The 18,199-nt window shown below is 61.3% G+C and carries 15 protein-coding genes and 3 pseudogenes; 6 read left to right on the top strand and 12 right to left on the bottom strand.

The features are described 5' to 3' along the window. The first annotated feature begins 215 nt into the window (after positions 1-215). Positions 216-2,225: a PIN-like domain-containing protein gene (locus C1D09_RS11805; protein ID WP_143974451.1), complete on the top strand. Its 2,010-nt coding sequence runs from the start codon at positions 216-218 to the stop codon at positions 2,223-2,225. Continuing rightward, positions 2,222-3,784 carry an ATP-binding protein gene (locus C1D09_RS11800; protein ID WP_143974449.1) on the top strand — a complete coding sequence of 521 codons (1,563 nt, stop codon included), beginning with the start codon at positions 2,222-2,224 and terminating at the stop codon, positions 3,782-3,784. The genes C1D09_RS11805 and C1D09_RS11800 overlap by 4 nt, the downstream gene beginning before the upstream one ends. Positions 3,785-3,918: 134 nt before the next feature. On the opposite strand, the gene C1D09_RS11795 is transcribed toward C1D09_RS11800, so the two are convergent. From C1D09_RS11795 to C1D09_RS11750, 10 genes are all read right to left on the bottom strand, one after another. Beyond that, positions 3,919-4,431, bottom strand: coding sequence for a GNAT family N-acetyltransferase (locus C1D09_RS11795; RefSeq protein WP_143974447.1), 513 nt, complete (start codon positions 4,429-4,431; stop codon positions 3,919-3,921). Continuing rightward, positions 4,428-5,099: a hypothetical protein gene (locus tag C1D09_RS11790; RefSeq protein WP_143974446.1), complete on the bottom strand. Its 672-nt coding sequence runs from the start codon at positions 5,097-5,099 to the stop codon at positions 4,428-4,430. The genes C1D09_RS11795 and C1D09_RS11790 overlap by 4 nt, the downstream gene beginning before the upstream one ends. Next, entirely contained in the window at positions 5,096-5,803 is a 708-nt protein-coding gene (locus C1D09_RS11785; RefSeq protein WP_143974444.1) for a GIY-YIG domain-containing protein, read from the bottom strand. The genes C1D09_RS11790 and C1D09_RS11785 overlap by 4 nt, the downstream gene beginning before the upstream one ends. A gap of 127 nt (positions 5,804-5,930) precedes the next feature. Continuing rightward, the gene (gene scpB / locus C1D09_RS11780; protein WP_143974442.1) at positions 5,931-6,635 is read right to left on the bottom strand and encodes an SMC-Scp complex subunit ScpB; all 705 of its coding nucleotides are present in this window, start codon (positions 6,633-6,635) and stop codon (positions 5,931-5,933) included. 5 nt (positions 6,636-6,640) lie between these two features. Continuing rightward, complete coding sequence (locus C1D09_RS11775) at positions 6,641-7,660, bottom strand: DUF1403 family protein (protein WP_143974441.1); 1,020 nt, start codon at positions 7,658-7,660, stop codon at positions 6,641-6,643. Between the two features lie 209 nt (positions 7,661-7,869). Further along, a complete protein-coding gene (gene rlxS / locus C1D09_RS11770; protein WP_027056361.1) occupies positions 7,870-9,840 on the bottom strand; it encodes a relaxase/mobilization nuclease RlxS in 1,971 nt (656 codons plus the stop codon). Between the two features lie 190 nt (positions 9,841-10,030). Next, positions 10,031-10,714: a lytic transglycosylase domain-containing protein gene (locus tag C1D09_RS11765; RefSeq protein ID WP_109671992.1), complete on the bottom strand. Its 684-nt coding sequence runs from the start codon at positions 10,712-10,714 to the stop codon at positions 10,031-10,033. Next, on the bottom strand, positions 10,702-11,250 hold the full coding sequence (locus C1D09_RS11760) for a S26 family signal peptidase (RefSeq protein ID WP_027056363.1): 549 nt from the start codon (positions 11,248-11,250) through the stop codon (positions 10,702-10,704). The genes C1D09_RS11765 and C1D09_RS11760 overlap by 13 nt, the downstream gene beginning before the upstream one ends. Next, positions 11,247-11,516: a helix-turn-helix transcriptional regulator gene (locus C1D09_RS11755; protein WP_069091175.1), complete on the bottom strand. Its 270-nt coding sequence runs from the start codon at positions 11,514-11,516 to the stop codon at positions 11,247-11,249. The genes C1D09_RS11760 and C1D09_RS11755 overlap by 4 nt, the downstream gene beginning before the upstream one ends. A 163-nt stretch (positions 11,517-11,679) precedes the next feature. Then, positions 11,680-12,003 carry a DUF736 domain-containing protein gene (locus tag C1D09_RS11750; protein WP_006328923.1) on the bottom strand — a complete coding sequence of 108 codons (324 nt, stop codon included), beginning with the start codon at positions 12,001-12,003 and terminating at the stop codon, positions 11,680-11,682. Between the two features lie 1,492 nt (positions 12,004-13,495). Here C1D09_RS11750 and C1D09_RS11745 point away from each other — a divergent pair. After that, a pseudogene (locus C1D09_RS11745) lies at positions 13,496-14,071 on the top strand (RNA polymerase factor sigma-54). 56 nt (positions 14,072-14,127) lie between these two features. Next, entirely contained in the window at positions 14,128-15,354 is a 1,227-nt protein-coding gene (locus C1D09_RS11740; protein WP_027056366.1) for an MFS transporter, read from the top strand. A gap of 621 nt (positions 15,355-15,975) precedes the next feature. Here C1D09_RS11740 and C1D09_RS11735 read toward each other — a convergent pair. Continuing rightward, a pseudogene (locus tag C1D09_RS11735) lies at positions 15,976-16,091 on the bottom strand (nitrogen fixation protein NifQ); the annotation flags it as partial. Between the two features lie 110 nt (positions 16,092-16,201). Beyond that, a complete protein-coding gene (locus C1D09_RS11730) occupies positions 16,202-17,107 on the bottom strand; it encodes a LysR family transcriptional regulator (protein WP_143974439.1) in 906 nt (301 codons plus the stop codon). 206 nt (positions 17,108-17,313) lie between these two features. On the opposite strand from C1D09_RS11730, the pseudogene C1D09_RS11725 reads away from it, so the two are divergent. After that, positions 17,314-17,742: pseudogene (locus tag C1D09_RS11725) on the top strand (GNAT family protein); the annotation flags it as partial. A gap of 75 nt (positions 17,743-17,817) precedes the next feature. Next, a partial coding sequence (locus C1D09_RS11720; protein WP_143974438.1) for an acyltransferase family protein occupies positions 17,818-18,199 on the top strand: 382 nt, incomplete at its 3' end.

Below are 18,199 nucleotides of genomic sequence, written 5' to 3'. Positions count from 1 at the left end.
TGGAAAGACCTGTCAAGTCGGCCTCGATTAACGAAAATAGGTCAACCGGCGTTAGAATATCTCGACGCGTCTGGTCGAGCCGAAACCAATCGTTGAGTTTTCGCCAGCCCTCTACTTGGAAAGCCAGCTGGTCGATCGTATGACGAGGTGCTTCCAGAAGGCGGCCGGGGAGGGCGGATGCTGACGATCTACCAATCGCGCCAACGTGCGCACCAATGTTGATACCGGTCGAGGTCGAACCGGCTGAGGGTTTCATCGCTCGTGCGCAGGTCGCGCTCGCCGATTCGAAGACGCATGTGTACGTAGATACCTCGCTGCTCATGTGGTTAGCGGCTGTTGGCCCTTCATCGCGCGCGGTGTTCATTGACTGGGCGTCCACGCTGAACGGGCGCATCCACGTCCCGGCGTGGAGTGTCCACGAGTTTTACCGCCATCACCAGCGCAAGACACAGGTCAACGAGATTGCCGAGAAGTGCTCGGCCGTCGAGAAAGCTCTGAAGGACCTAAAATCCCTTATGCGCGTATATGCCGACGGACCCCTGGTGCCAGACAAGCCAGAGATGTCCTTTGTCGGCGACCTTGAAGCCGCGGCCGCAAATGTCGAAAGCGCGATGAGGATCGCGCAAGGCTGGAACTACGAGGCAGCCGCTTTCGAGGTTATCAAATGGATGAACACTCATGCATTGGCGGCGACGCGTGCCTTCGATGCATTCGCGAGCCTTAAGCAACGCGGTGGTGCACGCTACGGCCACGAGGTGCCGCCAGGCTTCGAGGATGGGCATAAGGTCACCAACCGTTTCGGGGACCTGATTTTCTGGGAGGACGTCATTGCCGACGCCAGCACAAGGGCGGCAGCCACCGTCGTCGTGCTGACGCGTGACCGGAAGGAGGATTGGTTCTCCTCGGGGCTAGAACGAGAGCCTTCCGAGGACCTTCGCCGACTAAGGGGGAGGTGGAATCCGGTTCCCGTCCCGCATCCCATGCTCACCCTAGAGATGCGTACCACTGCCAACGCCGCCCTCATACTACTTGACGAACTGTATATGGGCGGAGTGATGTGGCTGGCTGACAAGAACCGCTTCGGCCGGCTTGCAGCCGTCACGTTTGGAATGGATCTTGCGCGTCTAGAGGCAGCAACCCGCCCTCCACCAGGCATCGCCGAAAGGGCAGCGAAACGCGATGCCGTCGACACCCTCGGACTTTTAGAGGCCAACCGTATAATCAAGGCCGCGCGAGCGGATGAGGATAGGGCGGCGGTGCTTAAGACCATCGCTGATCTCCAGGGCCAAGCGCCGGAAGTCGAAGCCACAATTGACAGCTTCACCGCCGAAAGCATCTCGGCAATGGACCCGGCTGACCTCACTGTGCTCGCGAAGCGACTTTACGACAACGCCCACCTCGGGCCTTCGGCCGCAGCGACCCTCGCTCGGCGCCTGCTCGACGGAATCGATAAGGTGAATTCACTTCATGCATCGGCAATCGTCGGAGGCATGCTCGTGGCCGCCTACTTCGAGGAAGGGGTCGCACGCGCCACGCCCGTCGGCCAGCTCCTTCAGGAACTGCTGGAATGGCGTGTAGACAAGGGTGTCGATCGAACCATCGGCGCTGTGTCGCGCGAACTCAAGCGCGTGCGATCACCGGCGCTCTACCGTCCATCCGCCTCCACGGATTGGATCGACGTCCGCATCGACGCCTCAGAGTCTGTCACAACAACTCCCGTAGCTGTCGGCCAGATCTACGTGGGACCGCAAGGTGTACTTACCGATCCTCCCATCCAGCCTGAACTCGCGCTCTCCAAAATGTTAGGCGGCGCAAAAAAGGCCACTGTTTCTGAGCTTGTCTCAGTGATTGGGCGTCATCACGGGATCCCGCTCTCCATACTACGAGTTGTTGATGCAGAAGGAGACGAGGAGCGGACCATCCTCTCTAGCACCGGCGTCGATCGGTTCGAACCCTTAAGACAACCCAAACGAGTTGAGGACGAGCCCTTGCCCGAGAACGCCCCCATGGCCAATGCAGACGCCCAGCCCGTGGCGGAAGTCACGATCGACGTTGATCCGGGTGGTGGTGTTGCGCCGGTCGAAACTGTTTCAGCGGCCGAAGCTCCACGCGCAGCCCGCCCGCCAACCGCGAAACATCCTGGTGGCGAGACCGACGAAGTGCCGGATGAGGACGATGATCTCGTTGACAACGATGACCTGACCGACGGAGAGGACCTAGAATGACCGAAACTATTGTCCCCTTCGAGCCGCGCTTTGGGGCCTTCGTGATCGAATCTCTGACCTTCGGAATGTATGGAGAGAGTCGAAACGCTATCCGCGAGTATGTTCAAAACGGCTTCGATTCGCTTCGCCAAGCCATTGAAGACGGGCTTATCCAACCAGACGAGGCCCGTGTGGATGTGGAGATGGACGCCGACCGCAAGGGGCTTACTATCCTTGACAATGGCGGCGGCCTCCGGACGGAGAACGCTGCAAGTGTGCTTGCGGCGATCGGCGCCTCTAACAAAGACTACCGCAACAATGCGGGTTTCCGCGGCATTGGCCGACTCGCCGGCATCGTCTTCTGTGACAAGCTGATCTTTACAACAAAGGCGCCGGGTCAAAAGCAGTATACGAAGGTCGTCTTCGACGCCGCGATGCTCCGTGCAAAGTTGTCTCCGGATGGGACCTACGAGAAGGACGCTGCCGAGACGCTCGCAGAATGCGTCACCGCTACACGCCACGACGCGGAGGACACAAATAAGCACTATTTTAAGGTCCGGCTGGAGGGACTCTATAACCCGCCAGACGAGTGCCTGGACGTAGATGCCATGCGAACCTACCTTAGTCAGGTTGCGCCGCTTCCATACGACCCCGCATTTCAGTTCGCGGAGCAGATCCAGCAGAGAGCAAGGGATGCGGGCTTCAACCTCGAGAGCATTCGCCTTTTCGTGAAGGACGGCGAGGGACTGCCAGTCGAGCTTTTCAAGCCCTACGTCGACACGCTTGCCGTGAAGCACACACGTGCTCCAATGACCGGGGTCGATTACCCTGTCTCTCCCACAGGCCGGTGGTGGGGTTGGACGAGCAGGAAACGTGCATCGGGTGCCGTCAAGGATCCCTGGAAAGGCATCCGTGTGCGCATTCGCAACATTCAAATCGACGATACCAAAGTCATGCGGGAAATCTTTGCCGAGTCACATCTCGTCGACACACCGCGCTCCTCCTACTCAAGATTCGCCGACTGGTATGTCGGCGAGATCTTTGTTGACCCAAGGGCTGCGATTCCGAACGCCCGTCGAGACGGGTTTGAGGAGAACCAGGCATGGGAGAGTATGCGCAACGAACTCGATGAGAAGATTGCAACGCCGCTAGGCAAGCAAGCCTACCGGACGTCGAAAGCCAATCAGCTTTCCGTCGAGAACATCACCAAGGCGCTAACGGCGCTGGGTGAAGCGGTCGCTCTGCTCGAAGTGGAGGACGCTCCCACTGCTGCAATTGTCGAACCCCTTATGGAGGAAACAGCATTGCTTCGGAAACGGATCGCATCCGCGATCACGATCGCCGAACCGGAAGAGATTAACGCGCTCGAGGCGCTAGCTGTGAGGCGCGGTGAGTTACAGCGGCGGCTCGAGATAATTTACGCCAAGGTGCCTGCCCACTCGTGCGACGAGGAGATCGGGCAGGCAATCGAGGATACAATGGGGCTGCTGTACAAGGCATTTCGGGAGCGACTGGCCCCGCACGAGTGGCAGCGGGTCAAGGCAATCGTTTCTGAGATCACAGGTGTACGATCCGATTGATGTCGGCAGCGGATTAGCTGGGATCGGGTCAGCAATTTCCAGACATCTACATGTCGCCACGTAAATTCGTTGCGCCTGCTAGCCAGGGTCCAGCACGAAGCAAACGTTTGCACTGGTCCGAGATGGCGGCTGGCCTATGGTTCAGTTGCCTCATCACTTTTCTCACCGGGTCTGACGAGAATTTGTATCCGGCGCTTGGGGCTTCTCCCGCCATACGGCTTGCCCTTCCTATCAAACCCGGCCTTCTCAAGCGTGCTCAGCATCCGTGCATTGTCGGTACGTGCTGTCGCGAACAAGCCTCGGCCTGCTGCAAGACGGATCGCTTCGTCCACCAACTGGTGGGACAGGCCTTTGCCTTGCGCCTTCAGCGTTACGAACACATAGCCGAGTTCGAAAGGAAATGCCTTCGCGTCGATGTTGAACCCCGCCTTCTCGCTGATGCGCTCTCTGTAACTCGCGAGAGGATTCTTGAGCGCCGCGATGCCCTTGGGACCCCGCCCTGCGAAAACGAGCGCTTCCGCTTGCTTGACGTTTTTGGCGACAACAGCCTCGCCCACTTCTCCACCCTCGTGCACAAGGCGCGTGAAGGTGGCGCGGCGCTTCGGGGTAAACTTGCCAGGTTTGCCCGAACTGAGCTTCTCAGTCATGCCGGAACTCCAGTCTCGCGGTCGAGCGCGCCTAAAAGATACGCGTCAACGCATTCATAGTGCCAGTTGGTCCGGGTGCTCGTCATGAACCGCACGGCTCGCCCGTTCCCGATCTGCGGCTCGCTCGCCGAATTGTAGAAGACAATGCGCGGTCCCTGGTTGCCGCCCGTGAGACGGTCGAACAGCGGAAGGTAGTCTTTGCCGCCGAAGAATAGGACCGGCTCCGTCTTGCCTTGCGGCAGCATCGAAAAATCCTGACAGCGTTCGCTTTTGCGCCTGCGCTTGTACGCATTCGCATGCGCCGTGAAAGTGATGTCGTAGCAGGGCGTAAGAAACGCCGCCGCGATAAGGCCCCATCCCGCCGACAGGATGAACAGGTTCGAGACGCCGACCTTCGCCGCGAGCCTCCGGTAGGCTTCGTTCTGGTAGAGTTCGAACGCCGGCAGCAGACATAGCGGGTTCCCCTTCGGGTTCCGATTATAGGCGACAAGCTCCTCCCGCCATGTGCGCCCGCTCTTCGCTACATCGTCAGGCCGCGCAAACAGCACGCCGCCCAGAGCAGGCGCCGCCGCGGGGTCGGCCACGAACACGACGCGCCGTCCGTCGCTGGTCCTAAGGTATCCAGCATCCGACCTCTTGCGCGCCGCACATTGGATCACGACGATCATGCAGTCTGTCCCATCACCAGCACCTGGTCTTCGAGGCAGCTCAGGAAATTGCGGTCATACATCTCATCGACGTGATTGGAATTCCATAGGCCCGATTTCCTCACCCTTTCCCTATCGCAATGATGCCCGAGCCAGCCTGCCGATGGCATGTCAGCCGCCTGCCTCCCGTAGTTGCTGAGGAGCGCGATAGCGTTGCGCTCGATATAGCCGCGGAGGCTACCGGGTCCCGGCTCGTCATTGACGCCCATCGACACGAGCGGCATCGCGCCGATGAACCGACTCACCTCGCGTTCGAGCGCAAGCTCGGCCGCCCGGATTTTAGGGTTCGCCGACTTCTCAACATCCCAGGTCGCGCAGGCATGCCCGTTGCGGGCGATGAGTGCCGTCCCGACGATCAGGCGGAAGATTGATCCGCGGTGATTGCCGCCACCGCTCTGCGCCTGGCCCCGATGCTGCGAAAGGCGCGTCCACAGCTTCGTGCCTGAGTTCGGTCTGAGCGCATGCGTGCCGACCCTGACGACGCGCGGACCCGCTCCGGTATCCGAACGGACCTCGCCGTCCTCCATGAAGAAATACACGCCGCGCTGTGGCCAGTCGAGCCTGCCGCTGCCGCTCGCAAGGGTTCTTGCACCGCCCGGGCAAGTGCTGAGCCGGTCGATTGCAGAATAAAACCTCTTTAGATCTTCGATGCGCTGCGAATCCATCCTTTGATCATACCCCGCAGCGCAGCAGTCTCACATCTTCGATTGATGCGAAACTCCTCCTTTATGTTGCCTATGTTGCCGTTGTACGGCGATGCGGCCGTCCAGCAGCCTCAGGCCGGCTGCGCAGCTAGTCTTCTGTCTCGACATCGCCGCTTTGCTGGATTGAAAACTCTGGCATGATGTCGCCCGCCAGCAGCTTCTCCTTGCTCAGCAATCCGGCATCCTCGAGCGCCTCGAAATCCGGCAGGTCGCGCAGCGTGTCGAGCCCGAACTCCAGCAGGAATTCTTTTGTCGTCACATAGGTGTAGGGCGCGCCCGCCGTCGGGCTACGCGGACCGGAAGCGATCAGGCCGGCACCGCGCAGATGACCAATAAAATCGCGACTGATCTCCTTGCCGAAGAAAGACGACAGTTCGGCGCGGGTGATCGGCTGGAAGTAGCCGATGCACATCAGCACCAAAACCTCCGACTGCGTAAGGTCGGCCGTCTTCCCATTTCCACCTACAGCAGCGCGGATGGCGTCTGCATAGGCAGGCCGGGTCAAATGTTTCCAGCCGCCGGCGACCGAAACCAGATCGTAAGGGCGGCCGCGCAGCTCCTCGCGGATGTCGTCGATGAGAAGATCAATGCTGCAGCTTTTCCCGACGATGCGGGCGAGCATTTCGCGGTCGACCGGCTCGCTAGCGGCGAAGATCGTTGCTTCGACCCGGTGCATCCATTCACGCCAACGCGCTTCCGGCGGCAGATGATCCAGTTCCCGGTCAAACAGCTGGTCAGCTGATCGACGGTCATCTGGCCGGCTCCCTCCTCGCCTACGTGCACTCTCCGCCATTGTCTTCACAGCCCGTAGATGCGGAAGGTGGCGCGGCCGGACAGCTCGCGGACGGCGCCGAGCTCGACCAGCCGGTCGAACAGGCGGCGCAATCCGCGGTCGCTCATGCCAGCGATGTTTTCCGAGGCAACGATCGCGTCGTCAGAGAGCAGCTTTTCGACAACACTATCCGCCGCCTTGGCCCGGAGTTTCGGCGCAACCGCAAGCAGCCGGTCCGCGCGGCGCTCGAGTTCGGCGAAAAGATCAATGGCGCGCAGCGCAGCGCGCGCCTGCGCGGCCAGCAGGCTTTTGGCCCAATCGGCTTCCGTTTCGGCGCCGGCAGCCAGAGCGGCAGTCACTGGTCGACGCGCCCGGCCCGTACCCACAACGAAGGTCGCTTCGGCGCCCAACAAAGGGATTGCATGTGTCCAGCCTAGCCGCTGCGCGAGCAAGACATCGGCAAGCCAGGCTCCGAGAACGCGCCGGAAGCCGTAACGCTCCGCGGCCGCGAAGGCCCCGACCAGCGTTTCGACCTTGCCGGTGTTGGCGGCAAGCTGTCGCAGATCGTCCGTCAGATCGCTGACCGCCTCATCGTTGAGCGTGAGACCTAGATCTTCCAGCACCGCCGCGACATTTTTCTCCGTCAGCAGATCGTCCGCTGGGCGAGATGCCAGCCGCCGCCAAGCAAGAAGGAAAAGGCCGGCGGGACCGACATTGTCGCCCGGTCTTGTGAGCAATACGGCATCGCGCAAGGCAGCTTCGTCCTCGACGCGGCCGGCCTGCTTTGCCGTTGCCGCGGCGGCCGAAAGCGCCAGCCGCTGCCGCCAGGCGCCGGCCCACCGCTCCTGCCGGCGGACCACAGCATCGAGCGCGGCGATGGCGGCGCCGGCGGCGAACGCGACGTCGTCAACATCTTTTCCCGCAAGGCCTTGCGCATCAGGGACGGACCGGCGCAGCCAAGTCGGGACGGGGACCGGTGGAGTAACGGCTACCGCGCCAAGAAGCGTGCCGGGGTGGCGCGAGAGAGATTTGGGGCGCAGAATCATCGAAAGCACGATGAATCACGGCGGCGCTTTTAGCAACAAAAATGGACAAAAAGCGCTGCACCTGTCATGCCGACGAAACGAATGATAATCTTGCATTATCAGCCGTTTAAATCGTCACGATATCCATACCTCTAAGTAAGCCGGCTAACCATGCAGCTCTCGACGGAGCGCGCTTTCTGCTGCGCGGACGAAGATTCCGTGCAGCCATGTCACGAAACACTCGGCCCGCTCCTCTGCCGCCCGATGGTCCATGAAACCCCCTCCCCGCGCATGATCCCGGACACCTCCTTTCCGATGTACCGATCAAGCACCGGCCTCCATGGCACGAGCGTGAACTCGCGCGACTTATCGATCACGGCATATTTGCCGCTGGCAAGCTCGACCGATCGGCGCAGCGTGCCTTCTATTCGTTCTCCAGGCTGCGCTTCGGCATACGAGAGACCGAGCTGATCCGACAGCTGGCCGGCGACACGGTTCAGCTCGCGCTGGCGCAGGATCGAAATCATGTTGGCACGATAGACGACCCGGTCCTGTTCTTCGTGCGCGAGGCCTTGCGCGATCAGCCACTGCCGCCGACGGGCATGCGCCTCCCGCACCTCATGCCCGAAGCCTGAGTTGCGCAACGGCTCCGGTCTCTCGGCAACCAGGTTCCGGTCGAGCCAGGTGGCGCCTTCGAAGCTGACTTGGCGTTCCAGCGGCATTGATGAGAGCTTCTCGACTATCACAGGCTCGACCCTGGCCCGCAGGCGCTCGTATTCCGCGACACGATCGAGATGATCCGGCGCGATGATCCAGGTGCCATTCGGCTCGCGCTCCACGCCGCCGGTGGAGCGCCGGATCGCCTCCAGCCGGCGGATATGCGTCTCGGCAAAGCTTTCGGTGGCGAACGCATCATGCTTGAGGTGCATATCGACGCTGTAACGGCCGCCGTGTGCGGTAGCGATGTCGGCGATTGTACGGTCGACTTGCCTGGGCTTGGTATCCCTCGACGTGACACGCACGATGCAGCCGTCGGGCGTCGGTTCTGTCAACTCGCCTTTGCCGATGTCTATCCAATGGCTTTTGCCGTCAACGCCGTCGACGATGAGGTAATGCCGATCGTTGATTTCGTCGGCGAGCCCGCGCGCGACGAGGCGGCCGACGACCGGTGGGGAGGGCTCTTCACGTCGATCGTGGACAAGGTAATCGGCGGCACTGCGAGCGAGCCCCTTGCCAGTCAGTTCGCGGTGCATGGTCTTGATGATGTCGCCGCGTTCGCCGGTGCGGCGCAGCGTGGCTTCCAGCTCATCATCCAGGCGCCAGCGGACCGGGTCGACCTCCTCGGCTAAGCCCATCCGCTCGAGCTTGCGCAGACGGCCTTGATGCAGCGTCTGGCGAAAGGCGTCGCGGCCGTCCGTAGAAACAAGTCGGTCCTCATCGCGCATGCGCAGCAGCTGCCGGTCGATGCTGGTGAAGCGTTCCTGCTCCATTTCCTGGCGCAAGCGCTGTTCAATCTCGCGGTCGGTGCGGGGACCGAGGTCGAGGCTCACCAGTTCGGCCGCCCGTTCGCGGATGCCGCTCGAAATATACTCCCGCGCGATGACGAGGTTTTCGCCGCGATCATCCTTGCCGCGGACAATGATATGGGTGTGCGGATGGCCGGTGTTGAAATGGTCGACGGCAACCCAGTCGAGCCTGGTGCCGAGATCCTCCTCCATCTGCGCCATGAGCCGCCGCGTCAGCGGCTTGAGGTCGTCATACTCAATGCCGTCTTCCGGTGCGACGATAAAGCGGAATTGATGCCGGTCGCTATCCGCGCGATCGACGAAGGCCTTACTGTCGATGCGATCACTGCCGGGGCCATAGAGTTTGCCGGGTTCGCCTTCCCTGGTGACGCCATCGCGCTGGATGTAGCGCAGATGCGCACGCGCCCCGTCCGCACCCTTGCCGGCCAGCTTCACAATCCGCGCCTTGACCATCACCCGCCGCTGCCGGAAGGCGGCATACCGGTCGCGTGACTTGAGCAGCGCGGCCGCCGCCCCGCCGCGGCCTGTCCGGCTCCCCGTGAAGCGACCGCCGTGCTGGAGGCGGCCGCCGGCTCGGTTGATCGCTGCCTTGACCTGGCCGGCATAGCGCTTGCCTGCATTCGAGCCGCGCGAGCCGATCTTGCCGAGCTTCGGCCTGAACTCATCGTCCTGCATATCAGCCTCCGGGCAAATTCAAGCGAAACCTGAGTCTCGCTGGCCCACCCTCCTGGCGCCGCCGGCAGCCTCCGGCAAAAACGATGTGCAGACAAAGGCCTCGCCGCCTCATGGAGGCGGTGCCTTTATCTTGCCTTACGCGCCCCTCGCCTTAAGCGTCCCCGGCCCCTCCCGGATGCCCTCAACAACGCTAGCCATTGTGCTTCCTTGGCCGCGCGCGATCCCTGCCGAGCGGCACGAAAAGGCCGCCATTCGTTTCACCGGCGCGAACACCGTCGCGAAGGAAGAACAAAGAGCGTCCGGAGGGAGCGTTCCGCCCCTTTGAAGTTGTGGATTGGCCTTTGAATTCGTTCATGTCGGCCGCCGAAATCCCCGTCGCCTCAAGCTGTTTCAGATAGGCAACGGTCTCTTTCGGCAGCGGCCTTCGAAGCTTCAAATGGCCTTGATAGCGCTCGGGTCCAGCGTTGTAGGCGGCAAACAGGCCGGGGAATCCGAAACGCTTATACATGGCGCTGAGATAGGCGGTTCCGGCCAAGATGTTGTCGCGCGGATCGTGCGGGTCGGCTCCCAGACCGTGCTCGACGCGCATCTCCTGATAGGTGCCGGGCATCACCTGCATGAGGCCCATGGCGCCGGCGCGGGAGGTGATGGGACGGCCATCGAGGACGGTCTTGCCGCGGCTTTCGGCATCGATGACGGCGCAAATCCAGGCCTGGGGAATGTGGAAGCGTGCGCTTGCTTCCGATACGAAGTGCTGCCATCGTTGCAGCTGCGGACTTTGGGAGATGACGGCTGGCTCAGCGCCGGTCGAGGCGGAACAGGCGCATGGCGCGACGGCGATCATGCCGAGCATCAGGAGGGTCATTCGGTCCATAGCGGCACCAGCCTCCCGATGATGTTTTCGGCCGGCACCGGCCCGAAATATCGACTGTCGAAGGAGTGATTTTTCTCGTTGCCGAGCAGGAAAACCTCGTCATGGGCGAGCGCTCGGCAGCCGTTCCACCAGGGCAGCGGACGGCCTTGCGTGTCGATTTTGAGCCGACGGGCGACGATCTCGCCGCCGATGATGATGGCATTACTAAAGGCGCAGACATGCTCGTCCGGCAGCGCGGCGAGACGCTTCACCAGCGGTATATTGCGAGGCAGATAGCCGCGTTGGTCGGCGAGATAGGCAACGAAGCCAGGCGGGCGGGCGAGCACAAGATCGCCGCGCGCAGGCGTGCCAGACCCAACGCGATAGAGACCGACCGGCGCGCTAGCCGAGGCGTTCCAGACCAGCAAGGGAGACGGCTTTGGGAGCGCCGTGAAGCCTGTCAGGCTCAGGCCAATCGCGGCGATGGCGATTGCCTTGCGCGCCCGAACGCGCCGCAAACGGCTGCCGATCAGATGGATGGAAGGCCGCCGGCTCATGAGCGGTCTCCCTCGTCGGCTGAGCCGGAACCGCCCTTGTCATCGTCGGAGCCAGGTTCTGGCGGGCGGCCTTTCGACCAGTCGTCGAGTTCGTCGATGTGGTAGCGGACATAGCGGCCGTGCTTGCGGTATTTCGGGCCGCCGCCGGTCAGCCGCATCTTTTCCAGGGTGCGCTGGGACAGGCCGATATAGAAGGCAGCCTGCGCGGTGTTCAGAAACGGACTGCCCTTCTTGGCGCGGGCCGCGCGGTCGTTTTCGTCGTCCATGATGGTCCTCGTTTCGCTTCGGACAAGCGACCGCGAGGATCGGCGAACGAGGTCGTCGTGGGGACGGGCGAAGAGTCGGGTGGGAGTTTTCGCCGCCCCTTCGGGCGAGCGTCGGCGGGAAACCCCCGCGCCGAGTTGCGGCGCGAGGGCTTGAGCCGGCCGGTCAGTCGGCCGGGTTCCAGATGACGGCGTAGGTGTCTTGATCGTCTTGGCCGGCGGCGCGGCCGAGATTGGCGTAGAGCTTGCGCGGACCGAACTCCGGTGCGGCGATGGACAAGCTCACATAGTCGTTGCCGGAAGTCTCCCCGGTTCGGATCCAGCCGGCGCCGACCTCCACGCCCTGCGTCAGCACCCGGAAGTCGGGATGGTTGTCGGCGGACTTGCTCCGATTGGGCACGATGTCGATGTCGGCGCGGACGCTGAGTGTCCTGAGCTGGCCTTTGTAGCTGCCGTTTTCCTGCTTGTTGACGTAACCGATCGCGGTCATTTTCCTGTCTCCTTTTGCTGTCGCCGGGGACCATTCCCCTGCGATGGCGGACCGTGATGGGCGCGTCCGGACCGCCCGAACCCCGCAGGGCCGCAGCGGCAGCGAAGGACCCGAGCGGGCAGCTTTTTTGAAGCGAAGCGCGCGCGAGGAAGCCGCGTCATGCGGCGGGGAAAAAAGCTGGTGGCGAGGGTTTCGGGCGGGCTGGAACCGCCCATAGGTCAATGAGCCAGCCGCAGGGGAATGGTCCTCAAGACGTGTGGGGACAGGTCGCGTGATCGGGTGAGCACAACAAGCGATCGGAACGCGTGCGGCGGGTTCCGCGCGCTCAACACCGTGCCGAATCGATAAATGTGCCCGTGCACCGGGAGCCCCAGCAGGCATCTCGGCGTGGTAATCGAGCACTGACAAGGGCGAGCTTTGGCGGCCGGATGTTGTTGCCGGAAGGGGGTCCAAGGGGCGGAACGTGCAGCCAACGCGCCCCGGAGAGGCGCCAACCCGCGGCTATCGACGAGCCGCCTCGGCATGGCGGACTCATTCGAGGGTAACAGCGACCGGGCCTTGGCCCATTGATCGGCGGTCGGAAGCCGCCGCGTTTCGTGTGTTTTCGGTTGGGAACTTGGTCGAATCCGCGCCAGCAGGTTCCATTGGAGCGAAACCGATCGTCTCGGCGTGATCGAGGAATTCGACCACATTGATACCGATGGCCTTCGCGAGGTCCGCCTGGCTGAGACCAGACGCTTTTCTTTTATCGACGCGGACATACCCGGGTGATCGGCCAGCCGCCATCCGCCAAGGTTAGGTCGTTCCTAGCGGCGCGGCGGGCACGGCTGAGCCGCGTCCGAAGTCGACGAGGAAAGGGTATTGCTCCCCCGATTTCCGAAGAAGGCCACTGGTCGCAATTGCCCCTGTGGGCCGTGGCGATCTTTTGGTCGCGCTTGCGACATTCTTGTCAGCCTTCGGGACACAACAATGTTTTCGGATAGGCGCGCACGAGGGGGCAAATCAAGGAATCTCAATCATGCAAACGCCGTGACGCCCAGCCGGACTCGATCCTCACGGCGTGGAGACCGGCGCGCCGTGCTGAAGAGCTCGAAGGTGTCAAAGGCCTTCCTCGACAGGGGGAGCAGCAACAGCGCGATCGTAGGCGCGACGGCCGCGTCTTCGCAGATCGCAGCCTGCGCACGCAATTACACGCTAGAGACAAAGCCTTACGCGGTCGATGCCGGCGTGCGGCAATGCATCGGCTCGGCCCGTCCGGAACGGTTTTCGTCTTCCCTAGCCGGTGCGGAAGTTCTGACTACTCCGACAGTATAGCACCTTTGCGGTCCGGGTGACCAAGCGATTGTGCGGCGCGCGCCGTCTCGGTCAAGGCACGGCGCCCTGCTCAAGCCGACAGGGCTTCGGCAAAAGATAGTCCGATTCGGTGCCCCCAAATGAAATGGCATAGCGCTTGCTGTTATCCGTTAGAGCCCATCAAAGCACGTCGAAAGCGATGAACAGAACCCTGGCAAAAACGCGAAGTTCCATACCAGCGCCCAAGGAGACCGTGCACGTTTGCGCCGAACGTCCCCTCCAGACGTCCCTGCTCCGGTATCTGATTTGCGATGGCTGGTTCGAGACTGACGGAGCCGTGGCGCTCGCCCAATTGTCGCTTACCCGCCTCCGGCAGGAGGATGCCTTTTTGGAACACGGCGTCGACCAAGTGCGGCCTCTCGGTCTCAGGACTGTCGCCGACGCGATCAACGTGCATCAGGCGACGGTAAGCCGGGTGACGTCGAACACATACATGCAGACCCCCCGCGAAGTGTTCGAACTGAAGTATTTTTTCACCGTCGCGAGCGCGTCCTCCCAAGGTGGCGACGCGCGGTCCCCCCGAAGCTGTCCGCCATCGGATCATGGCGACAATCGCCGACGAATCGCAAGATGACGTGCTTTCCGACGACGACATCGTCGTCCGGCCCAAGGAAAGGGCGATCGATTTGCACGCCGCACCGTCACAAAAAATCGCGAAGCGATGAACATCCCCTCGTCCGTGCAATGCCGCAGGGAATGGCGCTTCTGGCGTTAATGCGGGTCAACGCAGCCACCCGAGTTTACAGCACATCCAAACTGGAGACCCTGTTGATGACCGAATCCGCTACGGGCTTCATGGACGGAGTTCTGCATGACCCAGAACAGCCAGATCAACGGTCTGGTCCCGCATGGGGTGCAGTCATTTCGCTTGCCTTAGGCACCTTCGGGCTTGTGACGGCAGAGTTTCTGCCTGCCTCCGTGCTGACGCCGCTCGCACATGATCTCTCTATCACCGAGGGTGCAGTTGGACAGGCGCTGACAACGACCGCCATCGTGGGGGCGATCTCGGCGCCGACGATGGCCGTCATCACAAGGCCCCTGGACCGCAGGATTGTCATATGGGCGATGACGCTGCTGCTGATCCTGTCGAACGTTCTATCGGCCGTCGCGGGGTCGCTGCCGGTTCTCCTGGCCGCCCGCGTCGTGCTCGGCATAGCGCTCGGAGGGTTCTGGTCGATTTCGGCAGCGCTGGCGATGCGGCTCGTTCCAAGTCACCTCCTGCGGCGCGCCATGTCGATCATCCTCACCGGCGTTACCGGCGCTACCGTTTGCGCGGCTCCAATCGGCGCCTATGTCGGCGACATCTGGGGATGGCGAACCGCCTTCATGATCGCTGCAGTCGTCGGCGCCGTTACGCTGGTAGTGCAACTCATAACCATTCCGAGGCTGCCTCCGATTGGAGTGACGAGCTTCCGCAGTCTGCTGGATGTGGCCAAGAATCCGATGATCAAAGTCGCGATCTTGGTCGTCCTGTTGGTCGCTTCCGGGCATTTCGCCAGCTTCACCTATATCCGCGCCTTCCTTGAGAAGTTTCCCGCGCTTGATATCGAGACGATCTCGCTCGTGTTGCTCGCCTTTGGCATCGGCGGCTTCTTCGGCAATTTGGCCGGCGCATTCCTGGCCGAGCACAGCCTCAAGGCAGCCGCGGCGCTGCCGCCCCTGCTCATAGCGATGGCCACTGTCTCGCTGCTGACGCTGGGAGCATCGGCTTGGGCCACGGCGATTGCGGTTACCGTATGGGGCTTTGCCTTCGGCGCGGTGCCGGTGGGACTGCAGACATGGATGGTGCTGCACGCCGCTCCCGAACAGGCCGAAAGCGCCGGTGGGCTGATGGCCGCAACGTTCCAGGTGGCCATCGCAGCGGGCGCGATTTTCGGCGGACTGCTGATGGACAATGCCGGCGTCGCCAGTGCCCTTGCGTACAGCGCCGTTGCCTCGTTCCTCGCCGCCCTGACAGTGTTCTTGCTCGGCCCGAAGCGCGAACCTCAGACCACCTGACAGAGAGGCCATCAGTGCAGCGCGGGAAAGATGCAATCATCAGCCGCGCTGTGCGATCCTACGCACGATTTTTGGCGGTTGCAGGCCTCGTCTCCGGGTGATCGGACGCTGTTGTCCGGTCGATTTCGACCGGCGGGGGCGTTTCGAATGATGGTGCCGACGAGAGAAACTAAGAGAGTGCCGAACCGGACCGCCTCGCCGTCGACCGCTCTGGCACGGCGACAATGTCGCTGCAGTGTAGGTATAACCACCTGAATTTTGAAAGATCCTCCAACAGGCGAGAACACGCTACGTGGCCACACGGCCGCTGCTAACCGTCAGAGCGTGCGGTCTATGCAGCTTTGTCTTGCGGCGAGCATCGGGCGGATCGCGCGCCTGATCTCTTACATGAAGCTCGGGGCCGAATATGCCCCGCGGCTTCTGATTCGGCCCGAAATAGTAGGATCGTTCGGCGATATCGTAGTTGTATTCACCAACTGTGATCCAGCCGCGATTGAACGTCGACAGACCCGCGCGGCGGCTTTCCAGCGGCGGAATCTCAAGCGCCGCCTGCCCTTGGTAAGGCGGCTTACCGGAATTCGGCAGGACGACGAGATGAGTTATCTCACGCTCAGGATCCCCGCAATTCGGTGCGGCGCATGGCGAAAACCTTCAGCCTCGCACAGCTTGCGGTAAAAGTACTTCTTCCACTTCACGTTTTTGGTGTTGCCGGCTGCCAGCGTGGGGAAACACGTGGCACGCGTCATGCAAAATCATCGAATTTGCGTCAGACCCAATTTTACACGCCGGTTCGCACCCGTATGAGGCGCTGAGTAAATCGAGACTAAGACCAGGAGTGCCCGCGACTTCACATGCGGGATGCCTCCTGCAACATTATCTGCCGCATCCAGATGCTTGCCGGATCACTGTTGTGAAGGGTGGGCCATTGGACGGCCTCGGTGAACGTGGGTAGTGGCCGCGGAAGTTCGATGATCCGCAGGGGAAAGGTTTTTTTGAAATGCTGAACCAGCCGGAAGGGCATGGTCGCTATACGAGCTGTGCCTGAGACCATCGGCGGAATCATGCTAAAGGCCTGCACGACGATCTCGACACGTCTCTTGAGACCATGCTCAAGCAAAAACTGTTCCTCGATGGAGGGCATCTGGGCACCGCCGACCCTGAACGCAATGTGCTTCATCGATACGTATCTCTCGAATGTAAGCTGCCGTGGCAACTCCTTGTTCGTGGGGCAGCCCACGCACACGAATGTCTCGTCGAACAGCGCCGCTCTTGGATGGGCGCTTGACATGAAAAATTCCGGAAGAATCAGAAAATCGACGTCACCGCGCCGGAGAAGCTCATCGGGGTCGTCGTCGATAGGCAACAATTCGAAGCTGACGGCGGGTGCTTCGCGTGCAACCCGCTCCACGACCTTTTCAAAAAACACGAGTGTGGCGAAATCGGAAAGAATGATCCTGAAACGGCGATCGGATTGAGCCGGATTAAACGGATCCCAAGAGATAATCGAGCACTGGATGTTCAGCAGTGCGCTGCGAACCGCGGGGGCGAGTGTTTCCGCACGCGGGGTTAGAACACGTTCGCGGCCGCTCGTCGTAAACAGTTCATCGTTGAAATAGTCGCGCAGCCGGGCGACGGCCGCGCTCATGGCCGGCTGACTAAGGTTGATGCTGCTTGCCGCCGCCGTGAGGGTCCGCTCGGTCAGCAGTGCGTCGAGCACGACGAGAAGGTTCAGATCAAGGCCCTTGAAGCGCATCTTTCACTTATCCATAGCGTGGATGCTCGCGATCTAAACAATCGATTTTACCAAACTTCCAGGGCGCTGCATAGATGACCGCACTTGACATGCGCCCGATCACGCCACTGCTTCTGCAGCGTGTGCCGGGAAATGACTTGTAAGTAGCCGATCATGTCGAACTCTCCGCCTTCTTCCAAAAGGCCTATGGGCGACAGGGGCTTTCAGGCGGTTGTAGCTGGGCCGGTGCAGGGCCGAAGGTTCGCGCAATCGGCTCTGATGTGCACGGCGTAGCAGCTCACTAGGACCTGCTGCGCCATTTCTTCACGGTTGGCGAGGTTGATTTCTTGGTAGGCGAGCTCGGATCGTACAGGATGCATCCGGATCTTGAGAGACTCGGAATGAGTCATTCTATCCGCATCATGCGGCCGGTGCTGCAGCAGCGTGGCATTCCATTCGCTTTTGGCATGGTTCGGCACCCGTTGCGAAACCATCTTGAGAGGTTCTGCAGAGACGGCCAGACGACCATAGTGCCGGGCGTTCGCATCGCCACACATGCGACCGCCAATGCGCTCGAGGTTTGCGATCAGGCACTGGGATTTTGTCCGCTCGGTTGCAGCCAATCGGCCCTCCATACCACGCCGCGATCCGCGTGATTTTCGATCCTTTGCACCGCGCTCGCCGTGCCCAGAAACGGCAAGTAGCAACTGCAACAGATAGGCTGGAGTCTGATGCTTGATCACATAAGAGCCGGAGCGAAGGGACGCGGCTCGTGCCCAGCAGGGACAAACAACCGAGACCTAAGCTTTGATTTCGCCAAAGGCATACTCATTACTTTGGTGATAATTGGGCACTTGTTACAATATTTAATCTACCAGGGCACCGACGCTTTCTGGCTGTCGCCGTATTTCAAGTCGATCTACATGTTTCATATGCCTCTATTTATGGCGATAAGCGGATACCTTTCTTCTGGGGCAATTTTGCGAAAATCGTTCACCCAGGGTGTCGGTGAGCGGGCAATGCAGCTACTACTGCCAATGCTATTTTGGTGTACGTTGATTTGGACGTTAAAGTCCGCAGTTATTTTTCCTACGAAGAGTTTGACTGGTACTC

Origin of the sequence: Mesorhizobium intechi (genome assembly GCF_002879535.1) — a bacterium.
GTDB lineage: Bacteria > Pseudomonadota > Alphaproteobacteria > Rhizobiales > Rhizobiaceae > Mesorhizobium > Mesorhizobium intechi.
Note: the sequence above shows the minus strand (reverse complement) of the source record. Positions and strands in the feature narration are given on the sequence as shown.

Coding starts and splice junctions, on each gene's coding strand:
- C1D09_RS11805 (WP_143974451.1), top strand. CDS start 216: ATGTTGATACCGGTCGAGGTCGAACCGGCTGAGGGTTTCATCGCTCGT.
- C1D09_RS11800 (WP_143974449.1), top strand. CDS start 2,222: ATGACCGAAACTATTGTCCCCTTCGAGCCGCGCTTTGGGGCCTTCGTG.
- C1D09_RS11795 (WP_143974447.1), bottom strand. CDS start 4,431: ATGACTGAGAAGCTCAGTTCGGGCAAACCTGGCAAGTTTACCCCGAAG.
- C1D09_RS11790 (WP_143974446.1), bottom strand. CDS start 5,099: ATGATCGTCGTGATCCAATGTGCGGCGCGCAAGAGGTCGGATGCTGGA.
- C1D09_RS11785 (WP_143974444.1), bottom strand. CDS start 5,803: ATGGATTCGCAGCGCATCGAAGATCTAAAGAGGTTTTATTCTGCAATC.
- scpB (WP_143974442.1), bottom strand. CDS start 6,635: ATGGCGGAGAGTGCACGTAGGCGAGGAGGGAGCCGGCCAGATGACCGT.
- C1D09_RS11775 (WP_143974441.1), bottom strand. CDS start 7,660: ATGATTCTGCGCCCCAAATCTCTCTCGCGCCACCCCGGCACGCTTCTT.
- rlxS (WP_027056361.1), bottom strand. CDS start 9,840: ATGCAGGACGATGAGTTCAGGCCGAAGCTCGGCAAGATCGGCTCGCGC.
- C1D09_RS11765 (WP_109671992.1), bottom strand. CDS start 10,714: ATGGACCGAATGACCCTCCTGATGCTCGGCATGATCGCCGTCGCGCCA.
- C1D09_RS11760 (WP_027056363.1), bottom strand. CDS start 11,250: ATGAGCCGGCGGCCTTCCATCCATCTGATCGGCAGCCGTTTGCGGCGC.
- C1D09_RS11755 (WP_069091175.1), bottom strand. CDS start 11,516: ATGGACGACGAAAACGACCGCGCGGCCCGCGCCAAGAAGGGCAGTCCG.
- C1D09_RS11750 (WP_006328923.1), bottom strand. CDS start 12,003: ATGACCGCGATCGGTTACGTCAACAAGCAGGAAAACGGCAGCTACAAA.
- C1D09_RS11740 (WP_027056366.1), top strand. CDS start 14,128: ATGACCGAATCCGCTACGGGCTTCATGGACGGAGTTCTGCATGACCCA.
- C1D09_RS11730 (WP_143974439.1), bottom strand. CDS start 17,107: ATGCGCTTCAAGGGCCTTGATCTGAACCTTCTCGTCGTGCTCGACGCA.